Source organism: Enterobacter sp. 3U4, assembly GCF_057224565.1.
In genome coordinates this window covers 4,720,936-4,740,382 of record NZ_CP136665.1, presented here as the reverse complement: position 1 = coordinate 4,740,382, position 19,447 = coordinate 4,720,936, and the positions used below count along the sequence as shown (strand labels likewise).

Here is a 19,447-nt window from a genome sequence, read left to right as displayed (position 1 = left end):
CTTTATCAGGCGTAAGCCGCAGCCGGGGTAACCTTCCCAAGACGGAGGGCGTCCAGCGCGATCATTTTTTCTTCGTTGGTAGGGATCACCGCGCAGGCCACGCGGGACGAATCAGTGCTAATGACGCGCTCACCCGCGCTGCCCGGCAGGGCATTTTTGGCGTCGTCGAGGCGGATGCCGAACACCTTCAGATGCTCCGCCACCAGCGCACGGACAAGCTTCGAGTTTTCGCCAATGCCGCCGGTAAAGACCACCCCATCCAGGCGGTGCAGCGACGCCGCGTGCCCGGCAATGTGTCGCGCAATGCGGTGAACGAAGGTCTGGATCGCAAGCACAGCCCGCTCGTTGCCTTCATGCCAGGCTTTCTCCAGCGCCCTCAGGTCTGAAGAGATGCCGGAGATCCCCAGCAACCCGGACTCTTTGTTGACCACGCGCTCCAGATCCTCAAACGATTGCCCGGTCTGCTGGGCAATCCACGCCATCGCGCCAAAATCCACGTCGCCGCAGCGCGTACCCATCATCAGTCCTTCCAGGGGGGTCATCCCCATCGAGGTATCAACGCTTTCGCCGTTGCGCACCGCGCAGATGGACGCCCCGTTGCCGAGATGGGCAATCACCAGGCCGCTGTCATCGGGGGACAGCCCGAGAAGCGTATGCGCCTGCGCGGCCACGTAACGGTGAGAGGTGCCGTGGAAGCCGTAGCGGCGCACGCCCAGCGCTTCAAAATAGCGGTACGGCAGGCCGTACAGATAGGCCTGCGGCGGCAGCGTCTGGTGGAAGCTGGTATCAAATACCGCCACCTGCTGCACGCCCGGGAACAGGCGCTCGGCCGCTTCCACGCCGCTCAGGTTGGCGTAGTTATGCAGCGGTGCCAGCGGGGAGACCTGGCGGATCTGCTCAATCACCGCTTCCGTGATCAGGGTCGACTCGCTGAAGAGATCGCCGCCGTGCGCAATGCGGTGGCCAATTAAGGTCACGCTGCTCATCAGGTTACGCTTCTCCAGCTCCAGGGCGATGGCAGCCAGCGCCCCTTCGTAGTCCTGGTGAGCCAGTCTGGCTGGCTCACCCCCGTTCACGGAAATAAAGGCTTTCTCGGTGTTGATCCCATCCGCAATGCCCGTCATCAGGGCGTCGCAGCTGCTGGCGTCGAGCACCGAAAACTTAACAGAGGACGAACCGCAGTTAATTACCAGTACAACCGGAAACTCAATCATCATGTGACTCCGCTCTTCCTGAGCAATGGTTTAGAACAGTTTGTAAACGATATTCAGAATGGTCAGCAGGCCCACAACCGTGACGAAGATGTTCTCGGGTTTGCCCTTATATTTCGCCATCGCTGGCGCTTTGCGGATGGCGTACATCGGCAGCAGGCACAGCAGAGAGGCGATAATTGGCGCGCCCATGGCTTCGATAAGGTCGAGAATGTTTGGGTTGGCGTAGGCCACAACCCAGGTGGAGCCCATGATGAACACCATGCTGATGGTGTTCAGTTTGCCGACAGAGACTTTCTTCTTATCGCCCTTGTAGCCAAACTTGAGGATCAGGCCATTTAGACCTTCCAGCGTGCCCAGGTAGTGCCCGAAGAAGGATTTGAAGATAGCAACCAACGCGATGATGGAGGCACCGTATTCCAGTACCGTCGCAAACGTCGATTTAGTTCCTGACATTGACGCAAAGTGGTTCGCCAGATAAGAGAGCACCGGAATATTCTGCGCCTTGGCCTCCGCCATATTCTGCGGAGAGAGCGTAAACAGGCAGCTAAAGGCGAAGAACATCACTACGGCGACCATCAGCATGCTGGCGCGACCGATGATTTTGGAACATTTCTGCTCGGTGAACTCTTTCCCGAACGTCGGCTCGTACTCTTCGCGCTTGGAGACCACAAACGAGGAGACGATAGGCGAGAAGTTGAAGGAGAAGACCATAATGGAGATACCCAGCCACACCGTGACCAGAATGCCGTCATGGCCGGTGAAGGCGATATCGCTCAGGTTGACCTGGTCGATTACCGCCGAGTTCCAGTAAGGGATCAGCGACAGCGAAATCAGCACCAGACTGGCGATAAACGGAAATACCAGGAAGCTCATCACCTTCACCATCAGGTCTTTACCGAACCAGATAACAAAGGCCATCAGCAGCAGCAGGAACAGCGCCACTACGCCGCGGTTCAGCGCAGGCAGCTGGAGCTGGTTTTCCCAGAAGGTCATAAAGGTGTTGGTAATGGTGACGCCGTAAATCCACAGCAGCGGGCAAATGGCGAAGAAGTAGAGGAACGTGATCACCACGCCACCGGTCTTACCAAAGTGCTCTTCCACCGTTTCAGTGATGTTGCCGGAGACGTTGCTGCCGGACAGACACAAACGCGCCAGCGCGCGGTGGCAGTAAAACGCAATCGGGAACGCGAGAACCAGCATCAGCAGGATGGGGATCAATCCGCCAAAGCCTGCGCGAATGGGGAAGAACAGCACGCCTGCGCCAATGGCGGTTCCAAACAGGCCAAGCGTCCAGGTGGTATCAGACTTACGCCAGGAGGACGTTTTTGTCTGGCCAACGATAATGCTTTCTGTGTTGCTCATAGGTCACCTTTATGCGTCAACGAAGCCGGTAATTTGGGAAACACGGGAGAGATCGATATTGCCGCCGGAAATAATGCAGACGGTTTTGCGGCCCTGAATATAGTGGTCCAGTTTGCCGCTTAATAACGCGGCACAGGCCAGTGCGCCGGCGCCTTCCGTCACCACTTTATTTCGCTGAATAAGGGCAATCATGCTGTTGCGAATATCGTCTTCGCTCACCAGCACAATGTCATCGACCAGTTCACGAACGATTTCGAAGGTTAATTTCCCGGGACGAGAGACGTCGCAGCCGTCGGCTAACGTGCCGGTAACGCGATGGTTGGTTATTTCTCCTGCCTGCCAGGAGGCTGCCATTCCGTGCACGTTTTCAGACTGTACGCCGATAATATTAATGGTCGGGTTAATGGATTTAATCGCCGTCGCAATCCCGGCAATTAAACCGCCGCCGCCGATAGGCACAATGACGTTATCCACGTCGTACAAATCTTCGAGAATTTCCAGGCCGATGGTGCCCTGCCCGGCAATCACTTTGGCGTCATCGTAAGGCGGAATAAAAATACGCCCTTCCATCTCGACGATTTCGCTGACTTTGGCGATGGTGTCATTAAAGTTCTCACCGTGCAGCACCACTTCCGCCGAGTAGTCCCGCGTCGCGGCCACCTTGGATTTTGGTGCGCCCATTGGCATCACCACTTTGCCATCGATGCCGAGCATGGCGCAGGAAAGGGAAACCCCCTGCGCGTGGTTTCCCGCGGAGCAGGCGACCACGCCCTTGCGTTTTTCAGCGTCGGTCAGCGAGCTTAACTTGTTAAACGCGCCGCGGATCTTAAACGAGCCGGTGCGCTGCATGTTCTCAAACTTCAGGAATATTTCGCCCTTACAGCTTTCGCTGAGATAATTCGAGCGTGGCATACCGGTTTTATATATTTTTCCTGCCAGTCGTTTTCTGGCGTCCTGAATATCTTCAATCGTTACCGGGAGATCGTAGGTAATATGCATAATATCCTCGTTATAATAATTCATTCTTTTCAGGCAAAGTCAGGGTATCAGCGCGTTAATACGTTAACGCTCTGGGTGTTTTTAAAATGAGTACTAATTATTCATCGTCGTCTTTCGATATTCATCGACGAATATTGTTTTGCCAGCTCAACTAATACTGACGCCGATTTTTTAATCCTGTAATTTTTTGACCACACGGCGGCATAACGCGCCACGGGCAATTCATCTTCCACTGGCAGCACAATAAATTGATCCGAACCGAACGGTGCAATCATGTCGCGGGGAATCACCGTCAGATAATCGGCATTCAGGACAAGGTTATAAATGGTGACGACGGAATCGGTCTGGACGATGTTTTCGATGCTGATGTGGTTGTCTTGCAGGGTGGTCAGAAGTTCTTTGTAGTAGCCCATATCGGTTTGCGGCATCACCCACTGTTCGTGCGTGAGCGATGCCAGTGTCGTCGGGCCGGTGCACGTTCGTGACTTGCTGGCGACCAGCACAAACTCGGACTCAAACAGCGGCTCGACGTGCAGATCCTGCAGCAGCATTTCATCACTCAGCGTGCCGATGGCGAAATCCAGACGGCCGTCGCGAATGGCCGGGAGGAAAGAGGAGAGCTGGGCTTCATACATCGAGACGCGCGCTTTCGGGAACACTTCCTTAAATTTTTTGATCATCCCGGACAGGAAGGTAAAGCCGATCAGCGAGGGGTAGCCAAAGGAGACGTCCATAACGGTGCTGAAACTCAGGCTGTTGATTTCGCTCACCATGTTTTTCATTTCGCGGGTGATCGACTCTGAGTACGAGAGCAGAACCTGGCCCGCGGCAGTGAGTTTTACGCCGGTATTTTTGCGCACCATCACTTCCACGCCGAAGTAAGACTCAATATCGCTGATGATTTTGCTGACGGCGGGTTGCGTCAGGCCCAGCTGTCTTGCTGCAGAACCTATGGAGCCACTTTTAATGACTTCCTGAAATACCACGAGGTGCTGTGTTTTCGGTAGAATAATAGTGTTCATAATATTCTGCGCTTATTTCCCTATGACGGGGTGAATTCTACTCAATAATGTTTGAAGGGGTATGTGCTGTTACTCACAATTTGCTTTCCAGGCCCTTTAACCCACACACCAAAAACCAAATAAAATCGTTATATATCAATAGAATATCACGATATAAATATGCTACTACGCTGATATTGATCAACAAAAATAGCGGTAATAAATTAATTTTATGGCGATAACCCGGATAAATTTTACCGTCCGGAAAAAATCAATAAAGACGATATTTCAGGCAATTAAAGCCTAATAAATAACCGCTATTTGTTTGAAACATTCTTTCAAATTATCAATTTTTTACGGCGTCAATTTTCAGACTTAAGGAAAAGAGTGGAATGCGTCACATATTCACGGGATAAATGTATTTGATTTCAATATATGTATATCAAACGAGAAAAGTTTCGGGATCATTAAGGTAACAATCATAACAAATTATCAACACTGAAAATCGTGCGTTTTTTAGCGTGAAATTTTGTGATGGCGATCGTCCACAGATACAGGAGCGATACCGAAGGAGTAAAAACAGTGAAATGTGCTTAATGTCGCAAATATGAGAATTGATGTCGTTTGTCTGGTTACCGGTGGTGCTGCGCTTATCCGGCCTGCAACACCCGGAAAGCAAAAACCCCGCCGAAGCGGGGTTTTTTAAGAAGTTGAAGCTGACCGATAAGCCGGGTTCTGTCGTTGGACAGTCATTCATCTAGGCCAGCAATCGCTCACTGGCTCAAGCAGCCTACCCGGGTTCAGTACGGGCCGTACCATGTGAACCCCTATTTGGCCTTGCTCCGGGTGGAGTTTACCGTGCCACGGACTGTTACCAGCCGCGCGGTGCGCTCTTACCGCACCCTTTCACCCTTACCTGATCCCGCTTGCGCGGGCCATCGGCGGTTTGCTCTCTGTTGCACTGGTCGTGGGTTTCCCCCCCAGGCGTTACCTGGCACCCTGCCCTATGGAGCCCGGACTTTCCTCCCCTCCGCCCGTCTCCCCCGAAAGGGACGACGACGAAGCGGCGACTGTCTGGTCAGCTTCGGCGCGCAGTATAGAGGGTTTGCGAGCCGCTGTCACCCTCAGGTGTGGGCAAGGCGTGATTAACGCGCCACTTCCACCTTCGCCAGTTTCTCGTAGTAGCACGCAATCGCGCTGTGATCGGCCGTGCCCAGGCCATCGGCACGCAGCGCCTGCATCATCTCCATGACCGCTGCGGTCAGCGGCAGCTGTGCGCCCACGCCGTGGGAGGTATCCAGCGCGTTGGCCAGATCTTTAATGTGCAGGTCGATGCGGAATCCCGGCTTGAAATTACGATCCATCACCATCGGCGCTTTGGCATCCAGTACGGTGCTGCCCGCCAGACCGCCGCGAATGGCCTGATAGACAAGGTCCGGGTTAACACCCGCTTTGGTTGCCAGCGTCAGCGCTTCGGACATGGCGGCAATGTTCAGCGCCACAATCACCTGGTTTGCCAGCTTGGTCACGTTACCCGCCCCGATCTCCCCGGTGTGCACCACGGAGCCCGCCATCGCTTTCATCAGGTCGTAGTATCTGTCGAAAACGGCTTTATCGCCGCCGACCATCACCGACAGCGTGCCGTCGATCGCTTTTGGTTCACCGCCGCTGACCGGCGCATCCAGCATATCGACGCCCTTCGCTTTTAACGCCTCGCTGATTTCACGGCTTGCGAGCGGCGCAATAGAACTCATATCAATCAGCACCAGGCCCGGCTTCGCGCCGTCGATAATACCGTTTTCCCCCAGCGCAACGTCTTTAACATGCGGGGAGTTGGGCAGCATGGTGATGATGACATCGCACTGCTCGGCAATGGCCTTAGCGGTGGTGGCCGTTTCTGCGCCAGCCGCTATCACCTCTGCCACGGTCTGCGGATTGCGATCGGATACCACCAGTGAGTAACCCGCTTTGATGAGGTTCTTACTCATTGGTTTACCCATGATCCCCAGGCCAATAAAACCCACTTTCAGCGTCATATCTGTTTCCTCATGATGGTTATTTTTTAAAAGCGTCGGCTAATTTCTGCGTGGCCGAGCGGAAAACGCCGAGGTCGCTCCCGACGGCAACAAACGTGGCTCCCCACTCCAGATAGCGGCGGGCGTCAGCCTCAACCGGCGCCAGAATGCCGCACGGTTTGCCGTGTGCTTTAGCGCGGGCAAAGATGTGCTGGATCGCGCGCTGCACGTCAGGGTGGCTGGCGTTGCCCAGATGGCCAAAGGCGGCAGCCAGATCGCTCGGGCCGACGAAGATACCGTCCACGCCGTTTGTGGCGGAAATCGCGTCGACGTTATCAACGCCCTGCTGGCTCTCGATCTGAACCAGAATGGTGATGTTGCTGTTGGACTGCGCGAAGTAGTCCGGCACGGTGCCAAACATATTGGCTCGGTGCGAAACGGAGACGCCGCGGATCCCTTCTGGCGGATAGCGCGTTGACGCAACGGCCAGCGCCGCTTGTTCTTCCGTCTCCACAAACGGGATCAGGAAGTTGTAGAAGCCGATATCCAGCAGACGCTTGATAATCACCGGTTCGTTGGTGGGGACACGCACGACCGGAGCACTGGGGCTACCTTTCAGCGCCATCAGCTGAGGAATAAACGTGCTGATATCGTTCGGCGCATGTTCGCCGTCCAGCACCAGCCAGTCGAAACCGGCCAGGCCCAGCACTTCGGTGCTGATTGGGTTTGCCAGCGCGGACCAGCAGCCAATCTGAATCTGGTGCGTCGCGAGAGCCGCTTTAAATTTATTCGGGAAGATCGCGTTATTCATCGTATTTACCTTTTTATTCCGCAGCTTTTTTCAGCATCATTTTATTTATTCAGACACCGCGCCAGTATGATATTTATTATTCTGACGTATTATGGCGTGATAAAAACGTCATTCAGTATAAGACGCAATTCGCGACCGCACATTGTTTTAATGCTCAGGTATTGCGCTATATTTTGATAAATTTTTTTGCATATGCACAAAGCACTGGGCGCTAATGCACAGAATCAAGGATTACGGGTTCTGAAGCGATCGGGATCACATTTTGCTATTCATTCTGCTGACATGCTTTATTTCTGAAAGCCGCGTATTTATTTCTACCATTAGAAAAATGGCTGAATTTATTATCAGACTTTTTGCTGGAGAATACTGAACAATGGCCGACATTGAAATTCGACAGGCACCGCCGACGGCATTTTATATAAAAGTGCACGACGCCGATAACGTGGCGATTATCGTCAACGACAATGGCTTAAAAGCAGGAACCCGCTTCCCGGACGGGCTTGAGCTGATTGAGCATGTTCCGCAGGGACATAAAGTCGCCCTGGTGGATATTCCTGCTAACAGCGAAATCGTGCGTTACGGTGAAGTCATCGGCTATGCCGTCCGCCCTATTCCGCAGGGAAGCTGGGTTGAGGAGTCGCTGGTGGCGCTGCCGGAAGCGCCGCCGCTGAACACGCTTCCGCTGGCAACCCGCGTGCCGGAGCCGCTTCCCCCGCTGGAAGGCTATACCTTTGAAGGCTATCGCAATGCGGACGGCAGCGTCGGCACCAAAAATCTGCTCGGCATTACCACCAGCGTGCACTGCGTGGCTGGAGTAGTGGATTACGTGGTGAAAATCATCGAACGCGACCTGTTGCCAAAATACCCGAACGTCGACGGCGCGGTGGGCCTGAACCACCTCTACGGCTGCGGCGTGGCGATTAACGCGCCCGCTGCCGTGGTGCCTATCCGGACCATCCACAATATCGCCCTGAACCCGAACTTTGGCGGCGAGGTGATGGTTATTGGCCTCGGCTGTGAAAAATTGCAGCCAGAACGTTTGCTTCAGGGTACCGAGGATGTCAAAGCCATCCCGGCAGACGAGGCCAGCATCGTGCGCCTGCAGGACGAACGCCACGTCGGTTTCCGCTCAATGGTCGACGATATTCTGCAGGTGGCAGAGCGTCATCTGGACAAACTTAACCGCCGCCAGCGTGAAACGTGCCCGGCCTCTGAGCTGGTTGTGGGCACCCAGTGCGGCGGCAGCGATGCCTTCTCCGGCGTGACGGCTAACCCGGCGGTGGGCTTTGCATCCGATCTGCTTGTTCGCTGCGGCGCCACGGTGATGTTCTCCGAGGTGACCGAAGTGCGTGACGCCATCCATCTTCTGACGCCGCGCGCCGTTAATGAAGAGGTCGGCAAGCGCCTGCTTGAGGAGATGGCCTGGTACGATAACTATCTCGATATGGGCAAAACTGACCGCAGCGCCAATCCCTCCCCCGGAAACAAGAAAGGCGGCCTGGCAAACGTGGTGGAAAAAGCCCTCGGCTCCATTGCCAAATCCGGCCAGAGCGCGATTGTGGAAGTGCTCTCTCCTGGCCAGCGCCCGACGAAACGCGGCCTGATCTACGCGGCAACGCCGGCCAGCGATTTTGTGTGCGGTACGCAGCAGGTCGCATCCGGCATTACGGTGCAGGTCTTCACCACCGGGCGCGGCACGCCGTACGGTCTGATGGCGGTACCGGTGATCAAAATGGCGACCCGCACCGCGCTCGCGAACCGCTGGTATGACTTAATGGATATCAACGCGGGCACCATCGCCACCGGAGAAGAGAGCATTGAGGACGTGGGCTGGAAGCTGTTCCACTTCATTCTGGATGTCGCCAGCGGGCGGAAGAAAACCTTTTCGGATCAATGGGGATTACACAACCAGCTGGCGGTGTTTAACCCGGCACCGGTGACGTGATTTCCCCTCACCCTGCCCTCTCCCCCCAGGGGAGAGGGTAAAAAACTTAAACCAACACCACCTCAATCCCACTTTTCCGTAATCCTTCCAGACTCTCCGCCGGAATACCTTCATCGACAATAATCATATCAATCCGTTGCGTATCAATGATTTTATGCAGGCTTGAGCGGTTAAACTTGCTGGAGTCCGTCACCACAATAATGCGCTCTGCCACCTCGCACATTTTGCGGTTCAGACGGGCTTCGTCTTCGTTATGCGTACTCACGCCCCGATCGAGATCGATGGCATCGACGCCCAGGAACAGCAGGTCAAAATGGTAATTCTGTAGCGACTGTTCTGCCTGGTCACCGTAGAAGGATTGCGACTGACGACGCAAATGCCCGCCGGTCATCAGCAACTCCACCCCGTCTGCTTCCAACAGCGCATTCGCCACGTTCATGCCGTTGGTCATCGCAATGACGTCCGTGTGCTGACGCAGCATGCGGGCGATTTCAAACGTCGTGGTACCCGAATCCAGAATGATACGGTGCCCGGGTTTTACCAGCGCGGCAGCGGCCTGGGCAATGCTGCGCTTCACTGCCGTATTCAATGAACTCTTATCTTCCACGGAAGGCTCAGCGCCCGACATGTTACCTTCGCAAATCAGTGCGCCGCCGTAGGCGCGAACGGCAATGCCCTGCTTTTCAAGAAAGGCGAGGTCATTGCGGATCGTCACCGTCGATACGCCGTACAGATGAGACAGATCGTTAACCTGCACGCTTCCCTGCGCCCGCAACCGCTGAATGATCTGCTCTCGCCTTTCACTGGTGCCGGTGATGCGCTTTTCCGCGGATGAATCGGTGCTGCTCATACGAGCTCCTTAATCAATATTCTTTCGTTTCATTTCGTTTTGCCTATTAAGGCCTTTCCTTTACGGGAATGCAACCCCCCTCTGGTGAGACTACGCAAGATAGTACTGCGCTGAAACCTTTCATTATGTTTCTTTTGTGAAACAGATCGGAAAACTATTATCTTTCGTTTTATTTTTATATCACCATGATGCAGGATTAAATGAAACAAAACGAAAGATAAATATCATTACCATCCGAAATGGAGAGGAAAGTGAAACATCTGACAGAAATGGTGGAACACCATAAACGGGGGAATTCAAACGGGATTTACGCCGTCTGCTCCGCGCATCCGCTGGTACTGGAAGCTGCAATTCGTTACGCGCATTCGCATCGATCCCCGCTGCTGATCGAGGCCACCTCCAATCAGGTGGATCAGTTTGGCGGCTATACCGGCATGACGCCCGCTGATTTTCACGGGTTTGTCTGCCAGCTCGCGGACTCGCTCGGCTTCCCGACGTCACAGCTGATCCTCGGCGGCGATCACCTGGGCCCTAACCGCTGGCAAAATCTCCCTGCGGAACAGGCGATGGCAAATGCCGACGATCTGATCAAAAGCTATGTTTCAGCCGGATTCAAAAAGATCCACCTCGACTGCAGCATGTCCTGCGCGGACGACCCGGTCCCCCTCACCGACGCGATCGTCGCCGGGCGCGCCGCACGCCTGGCGAAGATTGCCGAAGCGGCCTGCCGCGAGCAGTTTGGTGAATCCGATCTGGTCTACGTGATCGGCACGGAAGTGCCGGTCCCCGGCGGCGCACACGAGACGCTCACCGAACTTGCCGTGACCACGCCGGACGCGGCCCGCGCCACGCTTGAAGCGCACCGCCACGCGTTCGAAAAGGAAGGCTTGACCGACATCTGGCCGCGCATTATTGGCCTGGTGGTCCAGCCTGGCGTGGAGTTCGACCATGCGCACGTCTGCGACTATCAGCCGGAGAAAGCCGTTGCCCTGAGCAAAATGGTTGAAGCCTACGACACGCTGGTGTTTGAAGCGCACTCCACCGACTACCAGACGCCGCAGGCGCTGCGAAAGCTGGTCAACGATCACTTTGCGATTCTGAAAGTTGGCCCTGCCCTGACCTTCGCCCTGCGCGAAGCGCTCTTCTCGCTGGCCGCCATCGAAGAGGAGCTGCTGCCAGCGAAAGCCGTTTCTGGCCTGCGTCACGTGCTGGAAAACGTCATGCTCGATCGCCCGGAATACTGGCAAAGCCATTACCACGGTGACGGCAACGCGCGTCGCCTGGCCCGCGGCTACAGCTACTCTGACCGCGTGCGCTATTACTGGCCGGACAGCCAGATTGACGACGCCTTTGAACGGCTGGTGCGCAACCTGGCAGACGAGCCCATTCCGCTGCCGCTGATCAGCCAGTACCTGCCGTTGCAGTACGGCAAAGTTCGCGAGGGTGCTCTCAAGTCAACGCCACGGGAACTCATCATTGACCACATTCAGGACATACTCCAGCAGTACCACGCCGCCTGCGAAGGCGTAACGACTCAAAACGCATAATAAAAAGAGGAAAGCGCTATGCCAAACATTGTCTTATGCCGCATTGATGAACGTCTGATCCACGGTCAGGTGGGCGTGCAGTGGGTGGGGTTTGCGGGGGCAAACCTGGTACTCGTCGCCAACGACGAGGTGGCTGAAGATCAGGTTCAACAGAACCTAATGGAGATGGTGCTCGCGGAAGGGATCGCCGTGCGCTTCTGGTCGCTGCAAAAAGTGATCGACAACATTCACCGCGCCGCTGACCGACAGAAAATCCTGCTGGTCTGCAAATCACCCGCTGATTTTCTGAAGCTGGTTGAGGGCGGCGTGCCCATCACCCGTATCAACGTAGGAAACATGCACTACGCCAGTGGCAAACAACAAATTGCCAAAACGGTCTCTGTCGACGCGAACGATATCGCCGCGTTCAACGGCCTGAAAGCGGCCGGGGTGGAATGCTTCGTTCAGGGCGTTCCAACAGAAACTGCTTTGGATCTCTTTAAACTGCTCTGAGGGATTCACAATGGAAATCAGTCTGTTGCAGGCGATGGGGTTGGGCATACTCGCCTTTATCGCCGGTCTGGATATGTTTAACGGGTTAACGCACATGCACCGCCCGGTGGTGCTCGGGCCGCTGGTCGGCCTGATTCTGGGCGATCTGCATACCGGAATTTTGACCGGCGGCACGTTAGAGCTGGTGTGGATGGGGCTGGCCCCGCTCGCCGGTGCCCAGCCGCCGAACGTCATTATCGGCACCATCGTGGGTACCGCATTTGCCATCAGCACCGGCGTGAAGCCAGAAGTTGCCGTTGGCGTCGCCGTCCCGTTTGCCGTCGCGGTACAGATGGGAATTACGTTCCTCTTCTCGGTGATGTCCGGCGTAATGTCACGCTGCGATCGCATGGCGGCCAATGCAGATACTCACGGTATTGAACGGGTTAACTATCTTGCGCTGCTGGCGCTCGGCATCTTCTATTTTCTGTGCGCCTTCCTGCCGATCTACTTCGGTGCAGAACATGCGAAAACCGCCATTGATGTTCTGCCAGCGCGTCTGATTGACGGCCTCGGCGTTGCGGGCGGCATCATGCCTGCCATCGGCTTCGCCGTGCTGCTGAAGATCATGATGAAAAACGTCTACATCCCTTACTTCATTATCGGTTTTGTCGCCGCCGCCTGGCTCAAGCTTCCGGTGCTGGCGATTGCGGCGGCCGCGCTGGCCATGGCGCTGATCGACCTGATGCGTAAATCACCTGAACCGACGGCTCCCGCAGCCCAGAAAGAGGAATTCGAAGATGGCATCTAATCAAACAACGTTACCGGGCGTGTCTGAATCCGAAGAGACGCTGCTGACCGGCGTCAACGAAAACGTCTACGAAGACCAGAGCATCGGTGCCGAACTGACGAAAAAAGATATTAACCGCGTGGCATGGCGTTCGATGCTGCTGCAGGCCTCGTTTAACTATGAACGTATGCAGGCCTCCGGCTGGCTGTACGGGCTGCTGCCCGCGCTGAAAAAGATCCACACCAACAAGCGGGACCTGGCGCGGGCGATGAAAGGCCATATGGGCTTCTTTAACACCCACCCGTTCCTGGTGACCTTTGTTATCGGCATCATTCTGGCGATGGAGCGCTCCAAGCAGGATGTGAACAGCATCCAAAGCACCAAAATTGCCGTCGGCGCGCCGCTCGGCGGTATTGGCGACGCCATGTTCTGGCTAACCCTGCTGCCCATCTGCGGCGGTATCGGCGCCAGCCTGGCGCTGCAAGGATCGATTCTTGGGGCCGTGGTCTTTATCGTGCTGTTTAACGTGGTACACCTCGGCCTGCGCTTTGGCCTGGCGCACTACGCTTACCGGATGGGCGTGGCGGCCATCCCGCTAATCAAAGCCAACACCAAAAAGGTCGGTCACGCGGCGTCTATCGTCGGGATGACGGTAATTGGCGCGCTGGTGGCAACCTACGTCCGCCTCAATACCACGCTTGAAATCAAAGCGGGTGATGCCGTTGTCAAACTGCAGGCCGACGTGATCGACAAGCTAATGCCCGCATTCCTGCCGCTGGTCTACACCCTGACCATGTTCTGGCTGGTGCGCCGCGGCTGGAGCCCGCTGCGGCTGATTGGTATCACCGTGCTGCTGGGCGTTGTCGGTAAATTCTGTCACTTCCTGTAAAAGCAAAGAGGTTGCGATGTTAGGCATTATTTTGACGGGTCACGGCGGGTTTGCCAGCGGGCTTGAGCAGGCGATGAAGCAGATCCTCGGCGAACAGCCGCAGTTTATCGCCATCGATTTTCCCGAAACGTCCACCACCGCGCGGCTGACCGCTCAGCTTGAGCAGGCAGTGAGCGAGCTGGATGCAGAGCACGATATTGTGTTTCTCACCGATTTGCTCGGCGGCACGCCGTTTCGCGTCGCATCGACGCTCGCCATGCAACGGCCGGGCAGCGAAGTGATTACCGGGACCAACCTGCAGCTGCTGCTGGAGATGGTGCTGGAGCGCGACGGATTAAGCAGCGAAGCGTTTCGTCTGCAGGCGCTGGAGTGCGGGCACCGCGGCCTGACGAGCCTCGTAGACGAGCTGGGACGCTGTCGCGTGGAAGCCCCTGCCGAGGAAGGGATATGAGCCAGCTGCTGCGCGCGAGGCGGGTGCTTACCGAACAGGGCTGGCTGGATGACCACCAGCTACGCATTGAAAACGGCGTGATTGCGGCTATTGAGCCTGTCCCGCCGGGCGTGACGTCGCGCGATGCGGAACTGCTCTGCCCGGCGTATATCGATACGCATGTTCACGGCGGTGCGGGCGTGGACGTGATGGATGATGCGCCTGACGTGCTGGATACTCTGGCAATGCATAAAGCGCGCGAAGGCGTGGGCGCCTTTTTACCCACGACCGTTACCGCGCCGCTGGAGGCTATCCATGGTGCGCTCGCGCGAATCGCCCGACGCTGTCAGTCGGGCGGCCCCGGCGCGCAGATCCTGGGCAGCTACCTGGAAGGACCGTACTTTACGCCACAGAACAAAGGGGCGCATCCGCCGGATCTGTTCCGGGAACTGGATATTGCCGAGCTGGACAGGTTAATTGACGTTTCACTGAGCACGTTACGGGTGGTGGCGCTGGCGCAGGAAAAACCCGGCGCGTTGCAGGTGATTCGCCATCTTAAACAGCACGGAATACGCGTGATGCTGGGCCACAGTGCCGCTACGTTCGATGAAACCCTCGCCGCGTTTGATGCGGGTGCCGATGGGCTGGTGCACTGCTATAACGGCATGACGGGACTGCATCACAGAGAACCCGGCATGGTTGGCGCCGGGCTGACGGATAAACGGGCGTGGCTGGAGCTGATTGCCGACGGGCATCACGTCCATCCGGGAGCCATGCGTTTATGCAGTTGCTGCGCAAAAGAACGCCTGGTGCTGATCACCGATGCCATGCAGGCGGCCGGTATGCCGGACGGACGGTATACGCTCTGTGGTGAAGAGGTCTCGATGCAAAACGGCGTGGTTCGAACCGGCTCCGGCGGGCTGGCGGGTAGCACGCTGTCGCTGGATGCCGCGGTCAGGAATATGGTGGAGTACGCGGGCGTAACCGCCGAAGACGCTATCCATATGGCCTCGCTACACCCTGCCCGGCTGCTGGGCGTTGGCGGTCAGCTCGGCTCCTTAGCCCGGGGTAAACGCGCCAATATCATTGCGCTTAACGGGGGTTTACACCTCCAGCAGATCTGGATTCAGGGCCAGGCTCTCCCCCTTTAGCCCTTTCATTGTGTCTCCTTTTGGCTTTACGGCCTGAGACCGTAAGGCCTTTCTTTTCCTTTCCTTTAATCTCCCTCTTCCTTTCACGATCACACTTTTCGTTTTATTTCTTTTCTTTCATTGAAGTTTCGATTTCTTTTCTATAGATTTTATTTAACTGCTAAAGTGAACAAGTGAAACGAAACGAAAGATAGCGACACGATTGCCAGCGTCTGATGTGGAATTCACACGACTAAGGACTGAGTTATGCCACAAACTACCACCGCCGCAACCGGCACCTGGACCGAGGAAGAGATCCGCCAGCAGCCTGCCAGCTGGATCCGCTCGCTCAACAATATCGATAGCCTGCGCTCTTCGATCGACAGCTTCCTGACGCCGCTGCTGCGCAAGCACGATCTGCGGATCGTCCTGACCGGCGCGGGCACGTCCGCGTTTATCGGCGATATCGTTGCGCCATGGCTTGCGAGCCACACCGGGAAAAATATCTCCGCCGTACCGACCACTGACCTGGTCACAAACCCGATGGATTACTTCAGCCCTGCGCATCCGCTGCTGCTGGTTTCGTTTGCCCGATCCGGCAACAGTCCGGAAAGCGTCGCGGCCGTTGAGCTGGCCAATCAGTTCGTACCGGAGTGCTACCACCTGTCGATCACCTGTAACGAGGCCGGAAGCCTGTACCAGACAGCCGTCGACAGCGATAACGCTTATGCCCTGCTGATGCCTGCCGAAACGCACGATCGCGGGTTCGCGATGACCAGCAGTATCACCACGATGATGGCGAGCTGTCTGGCCGTATTCGCCCCGGAAACGATCAATAGCCACACCTTCCGCGACGTTGCAGATCGCTGTCAGGCGATCCTCACTACGCTCGGCGATTTCAGCCACGGCGTCTTTGGTAATGAAGCGTGGAAACGCGTCGTGTATCTGGGAAGCGGCGGCCTGCAGGGCGCGGCGCGCGAATCGGCGCTAAAGGTGCTGGAGCTGACGGCGGGCAAGCTGGCGGCATTTTACGATTCCCCCACCGGTTTCCGTCACGGGCCGAAGTCGCTGGTGGATAACGAAACGCTGGTGGTGGTGTTTATCTCGAGCCATCCGTATACGCGTCAGTACGATCTGGATCTGTTGGCCGAACTGCGCCGCGATCGCCAGGCCCTGCGCGTCGTCGCCATCGCCGCTGAAAACGATCCGGCAATCGAAGCGGGTGCGCACATTCTGCTGCCGCCTTCACGTCCGTTTATCGATATGGAGCAGGCGTTCTGCTTCCTGATCTATGCCCAGGTCTTTGCGCTCACGCAGTCGCTCAGCGTGGGCAATACGCCCGATACGCCATCCGCCAGCGGAACGGTCAACCGCGTGGTGCAGGGCGTTGTTATTCATCCGTGGCAGGCTTAAGAGGATCTGATTATGAGTATTATCTCGACGAAATATCTTCTCCAGGACGCTCAGGCAAAAGGCTATGCCGTTCCGGCGTTCAACATCCACAACGCGGAGACGATCCAGGCGATCCTCGAAGCGTGCAGCGAAATGCGATCGCCAGTGATCCTCGCAGGCACGCCGGGCACCTTTAAGCATATTGCGCTGGAAGAGATCTACGCCCTGTGCAGCGCGTATTCCCTGACCTATGACATGCCGCTGGCGCTGCACCTCGATCACCACGAATCGCTGGACGATATTCGCCGCAAGGTCAACGCGGGCGTGCGCAGCGCGATGATCGACGGCAGCCACTATCCCTTTGGACAGAACGTGAAGCTGGTGAAGTCGGTGGTCGATTTTTGCCACCTCAACGACTGCAGCGTCGAGGCCGAACTGGGCCGCCTGGGCGGAATGGAAGATGACATGAGCGTTGACGCGGAAAGCGCGTTTCTCACCGATCCGCAGGAAGCGAAACGCTTCGTCGAACTGACCGGCGTCGATAGCCTTGCCGTCGCCATCGGCACCGCGCACGGCCTGTATACCAAACGCCCAAAAATCGACTTCCAGCGGCTGGCGGAAATCCGTGAAGTGGTCAGCGTGCCGCTGGTGCTGCACGGCGCGAGCGATGTGCCGGATGAGGATGTGCGTCGCACTATCGAACTGGGCGTGTGCAAAGTTAACGTGGCAACCGAGCTGAAAATTGCTTTCTCTGACGCGGTTAAGGCCTGGTTTGCCGAAAACCCGCAGGGCAACGATCCGCGCTTCTATATGCGGGTCGGCATGGACGCCATGAAAGAGGTGGTAAGAAGCAAAATCACCGTTTGCGGCTCCGCAAACCGGCTATTGCTTCCAGCGGAAGCCTGATCCCATCGCGCATTACGTCAGTACCTAAAAAATAACTATAAGCCTCGCAAATATGAAGGCGCGTCCTTAAGTCGGACAGCGCCTTCCATTATCCTAAAAATCCGAGGAGTCCCTACATGACACAGGAAAAGTCGTTTAAATCGAAAGCGTGGGAATTTTTCCAAAGCCTGGGAAAGACCTTTATGTTCCCGGTCTCCCTGCTGGCCTTTATGGGGCTGCTTCTGGGAATCGGTAGCTCCGTCACCAGCCCTTCCACCATTAAAAGTTTTCCCTTTCTGGGCGGCGAGTTAACGCAGTTGACCTTTGGCTTTATCGCCATGGTGGGCAGCTTCGCCTTTACCTATCTGCCGCTGATGTTCGCCATGGCGATCCCGATGGGCCTCGCGAAACGCAACAAGGCCGTGGGCGCCTTTGCCGGGTTCGTTGGCTATATGCTGATGAACATGAGCATTAACTACTATCTGATCGCCACCCATCAGCTTGCCGACGCCGCTACCATGAGACAGGTGGGACAATCGATCGTGCTGGGGATCCAGACCCTGGAGATGGGCGTGCTGGGCGGCATCGTGGTGGGGGTGATTACCTATTTCCTGCACGAGCGTTTTCAGGACACGGTCCTCCACGACGCCTTTGCCTTCTTTAGCGGCATCCGTTTTGTACCGATTATCACCGCCCTTACCCTTTCACTGGTCGGTCTGTTCATTCCCCTGCTGTGGGAATACGTGGCGCTGGGGATTGCCGGGATTGGCCATATTATCCAGAGCACCAGCGTTTTTGGCCCCTTCCTTTACGGCGTAGGCGTGCTGCTGCTTAAACCCTTCGGCCTGCACCACATTCTGCTGGCGATGGTGCGCTTCACGCCAGCAGGCGGCATTGAAATGGTCAACGGTCATGAAGTGGCCGGTGCGCTAAATATCTTCTACGCCGAGCTGAAAGCCGGACTGCCGTTTAGCCCGCACGTTACCGCGTTTCTATCGCAAGGGTTTATGCCGACCTTTATCTTTGGCTTACCTGCCGTGGCGTACGCCATCTACCGCACCGCGCGTCCGGAAAACCGCCCGGTGATTAAGGGGCTGCTGCTTTCCGGCGTGCTGGTGTCCGTCGTCACCGGTATTTCAGAGCCGATTGAGTTTCTGTTCCTGTTTATCGCACCTGTGCTTTACGCCTTCCACATCGTGATGTCTGGCCTGGCGCTGATGGTGATGGCACTGCTCGGCGTCACCATCGGCAACACCGACGGTGGGATTCTGGATCTGCTGATCTTTGGCGTGATGCAGGGGATGTCGACCAAATGGTATCTGCTGTTCCCGGTCGGTATCGCCTGGTTTGCTATCTACTTCTTCGTCTTCCGCTGGTACATCCTCAAACACGATATCAAGACGCCGGGACGTGAAGTGGATGCACAGGCTGCACAGCAGGCCGTCGAAGCCAACACCCGCGCGCGTGGAAAATCGAAATACGATCATGGGCTTATCCTGCAGGCGCTCGGTGGCAAAGAGAACATAGAGTCGCTCGACAACTGCATCACCCGCTTGCGTCTGGTGGTGAAAGAGATGGGCCTTATCGATCAGCAGACGCTGAAAGCGGCGGGCGCCCTGTCGGTGGTTGTGTTGGATGCTCACAGCGTGCAGGTGATCATTGGCCCGCAGGTGCAGAGCGTCAAAACCGGCATTGAAGCCTTAATTTAACAGGGGG

Annotated in this window: 17 protein-coding genes and 1 other RNA gene; 10 read left to right on the top strand and 8 right to left on the bottom strand. The window is 56.2% G+C overall.

The window, feature by feature from the left end:
- Positions 1-5: 5 nt before the first annotated feature.
- The 7 genes from tdcD to garL form a co-directional block, all read right to left on the bottom strand.
- Positions 6-1,214: a propionate kinase gene (tdcD, locus tag RVY89_RS22600; RefSeq protein WP_484827982.1), complete on the bottom strand. Its 1,209-nt coding sequence runs from the start codon at positions 1,212-1,214 to the stop codon at positions 6-8.
- A gap of 30 nt (positions 1,215-1,244) precedes the next feature.
- Entirely contained in the window at positions 1,245-2,576 is a 1,332-nt protein-coding gene (gene tdcC, locus RVY89_RS22595) for a threonine/serine transporter TdcC (protein ID WP_484826486.1), read from the bottom strand.
- A 9-nt stretch (positions 2,577-2,585) separates the two neighbouring features.
- Positions 2,586-3,575, bottom strand: coding sequence for a bifunctional threonine ammonia-lyase/L-serine ammonia-lyase TdcB (gene tdcB, locus RVY89_RS22590; protein WP_484826485.1), 990 nt, complete (start codon positions 3,573-3,575; stop codon positions 2,586-2,588).
- A 101-nt stretch (positions 3,576-3,676) separates the two neighbouring features.
- On the bottom strand, positions 3,677-4,597 hold the full coding sequence (gene tdcA, locus RVY89_RS22585) for a transcriptional regulator TdcA (RefSeq protein WP_371899718.1): 921 nt from the start codon (positions 4,595-4,597) through the stop codon (positions 3,677-3,679).
- 687 nt (positions 4,598-5,284) lie between these two features.
- An RNA gene (gene rnpB, locus RVY89_RS22580) (RNase P RNA component class A) lies at positions 5,285-5,662 on the bottom strand.
- 59 nt (positions 5,663-5,721) lie between these two features.
- Positions 5,722-6,612, bottom strand: coding sequence for a 2-hydroxy-3-oxopropionate reductase (gene garR, locus RVY89_RS22575; RefSeq protein WP_484826484.1), 891 nt, complete (start codon positions 6,610-6,612; stop codon positions 5,722-5,724).
- A gap of 19 nt (positions 6,613-6,631) precedes the next feature.
- Complete coding sequence (garL, locus tag RVY89_RS22570) at positions 6,632-7,402, bottom strand: 2-dehydro-3-deoxyglucarate aldolase (protein WP_484826483.1); 771 nt, start codon at positions 7,400-7,402, stop codon at positions 6,632-6,634.
- A gap of 373 nt (positions 7,403-7,775) precedes the next feature.
- On the opposite strand from garL, the gene garD reads away from it, so the two are divergent.
- The gene (garD, locus tag RVY89_RS22565) at positions 7,776-9,347 is read left to right on the top strand and encodes a galactarate dehydratase (protein WP_484826482.1); all 1,572 of its coding nucleotides are present in this window, start codon (positions 7,776-7,778) and stop codon (positions 9,345-9,347) included.
- Between the two features lie 46 nt (positions 9,348-9,393).
- Here the strand turns inward: garD and RVY89_RS22560 are convergent, their stop codons facing one another.
- Positions 9,394-10,197 carry a DeoR family transcriptional regulator gene (locus RVY89_RS22560; RefSeq protein ID WP_484826481.1) on the bottom strand — a complete coding sequence of 268 codons (804 nt, stop codon included), beginning with the start codon at positions 10,195-10,197 and terminating at the stop codon, positions 9,394-9,396.
- 239 nt (positions 10,198-10,436) lie between these two features.
- Between RVY89_RS22560 and kbaZ the strand changes: the two genes are divergently transcribed.
- The 9 genes from kbaZ to malX all read left to right on the top strand — a co-directional run bounded on the left by kbaZ (position 10,437) and on the right by malX (position 19,440).
- A complete protein-coding gene (gene kbaZ, locus RVY89_RS22555; RefSeq protein WP_484826480.1) occupies positions 10,437-11,744 on the top strand; it encodes a tagatose-bisphosphate aldolase subunit KbaZ in 1,308 nt (435 codons plus the stop codon).
- A gap of 18 nt (positions 11,745-11,762) precedes the next feature.
- Positions 11,763-12,236 carry a PTS N-acetylgalactosamine transporter subunit IIB gene (gene agaV / locus RVY89_RS22550; protein WP_484826479.1) on the top strand — a complete coding sequence of 158 codons (474 nt, stop codon included), beginning with the start codon at positions 11,763-11,765 and terminating at the stop codon, positions 12,234-12,236.
- Positions 12,237-12,246: 10 nt separating this feature from the next.
- Positions 12,247-13,026, top strand: coding sequence for a PTS N-acetylgalactosamine transporter subunit IIC (gene agaW / locus RVY89_RS22545; RefSeq protein ID WP_484826478.1), 780 nt, complete (start codon positions 12,247-12,249; stop codon positions 13,024-13,026).
- Positions 13,016-13,894 (top strand): PTS N-acetylgalactosamine transporter subunit IID, encoded by an 879-nt coding sequence (agaE, locus tag RVY89_RS22540; protein ID WP_024906386.1) that lies wholly within the window; start codon positions 13,016-13,018, stop codon positions 13,892-13,894. Before agaW ends, agaE begins: the two co-directional genes overlap by 11 nt.
- A gap of 16 nt (positions 13,895-13,910) precedes the next feature.
- Positions 13,911-14,345: a PTS galactosamine/N-acetylgalactosamine transporter subunit IIA gene (gene agaF, locus RVY89_RS22535; protein WP_196352801.1), complete on the top strand. Its 435-nt coding sequence runs from the start codon at positions 13,911-13,913 to the stop codon at positions 14,343-14,345.
- Entirely contained in the window at positions 14,342-15,475 is a 1,134-nt protein-coding gene (nagA, locus tag RVY89_RS22530) for an N-acetylglucosamine-6-phosphate deacetylase (RefSeq protein WP_484826477.1), read from the top strand. Before agaF ends, nagA begins: the two co-directional genes overlap by 4 nt.
- Positions 15,476-15,721: 246 nt before the next feature.
- A complete protein-coding gene (locus RVY89_RS22525; protein ID WP_484826476.1) occupies positions 15,722-16,867 on the top strand; it encodes an SIS domain-containing protein in 1,146 nt (381 codons plus the stop codon).
- 12 nt (positions 16,868-16,879) lie between these two features.
- Positions 16,880-17,752, top strand: coding sequence for a tagatose-bisphosphate aldolase subunit KbaY (gene kbaY, locus RVY89_RS22520; protein ID WP_484826475.1), 873 nt, complete (start codon positions 16,880-16,882; stop codon positions 17,750-17,752).
- Positions 17,753-17,868: 116 nt separating this feature from the next.
- Entirely contained in the window at positions 17,869-19,440 is a 1,572-nt protein-coding gene (gene malX / locus RVY89_RS22515) for a maltose/glucose-specific PTS transporter subunit IIBC (RefSeq protein WP_484826474.1), read from the top strand.
- Positions 19,441-19,447: the final 7 nt, after the last annotated feature.

Excerpts from the sequence above, each read along its gene's own strand:
- malX (WP_484826474.1), top strand. The coding sequence starts at position 17,869 with ATGACACAGGAAAAGTCGTTTAAATCGAAAGCGTGGGAATTTTTCCAA.
- agaE (WP_024906386.1), top strand. The coding sequence starts at position 13,016 with ATGGCATCTAATCAAACAACGTTACCGGGCGTGTCTGAATCCGAAGAG.
- garR (WP_484826484.1), bottom strand. The coding sequence starts at position 6,612 with ATGACGCTGAAAGTGGGTTTTATTGGCCTGGGGATCATGGGTAAACCA.
- tdcC (WP_484826486.1), bottom strand. The coding sequence starts at position 2,576 with ATGAGCAACACAGAAAGCATTATCGTTGGCCAGACAAAAACGTCCTCC.
- agaV (WP_484826479.1), top strand. The coding sequence starts at position 11,763 with ATGCCAAACATTGTCTTATGCCGCATTGATGAACGTCTGATCCACGGT.
- tdcB (WP_484826485.1), bottom strand. The coding sequence starts at position 3,575 with ATGCATATTACCTACGATCTCCCGGTAACGATTGAAGATATTCAGGAC.
- agaF (WP_196352801.1), top strand. The coding sequence starts at position 13,911 with ATGTTAGGCATTATTTTGACGGGTCACGGCGGGTTTGCCAGCGGGCTT.
- garD (WP_484826482.1), top strand. The coding sequence starts at position 7,776 with ATGGCCGACATTGAAATTCGACAGGCACCGCCGACGGCATTTTATATA.
- RVY89_RS22560 (WP_484826481.1), bottom strand. The coding sequence starts at position 10,197 with ATGAGCAGCACCGATTCATCCGCGGAAAAGCGCATCACCGGCACCAGT.
- agaW (WP_484826478.1), top strand. The coding sequence starts at position 12,247 with ATGGAAATCAGTCTGTTGCAGGCGATGGGGTTGGGCATACTCGCCTTT.
- garL (WP_484826483.1), bottom strand. The coding sequence starts at position 7,402 with ATGAATAACGCGATCTTCCCGAATAAATTTAAAGCGGCTCTCGCGACG.
- nagA (WP_484826477.1), top strand. The coding sequence starts at position 14,342 with ATGAGCCAGCTGCTGCGCGCGAGGCGGGTGCTTACCGAACAGGGCTGG.
- tdcD (WP_484827982.1), bottom strand. The coding sequence starts at position 1,214 with ATGATTGAGTTTCCGGTTGTACTGGTAATTAACTGCGGTTCGTCCTCT.
- kbaY (WP_484826475.1), top strand. The coding sequence starts at position 16,880 with ATGAGTATTATCTCGACGAAATATCTTCTCCAGGACGCTCAGGCAAAA.
- kbaZ (WP_484826480.1), top strand. The coding sequence starts at position 10,437 with ATGGAGAGGAAAGTGAAACATCTGACAGAAATGGTGGAACACCATAAA.
- RVY89_RS22525 (WP_484826476.1), top strand. The coding sequence starts at position 15,722 with ATGCCACAAACTACCACCGCCGCAACCGGCACCTGGACCGAGGAAGAG.
- tdcA (WP_371899718.1), bottom strand. The coding sequence starts at position 4,597 with ATGAACACTATTATTCTACCGAAAACACAGCACCTCGTGGTATTTCAG.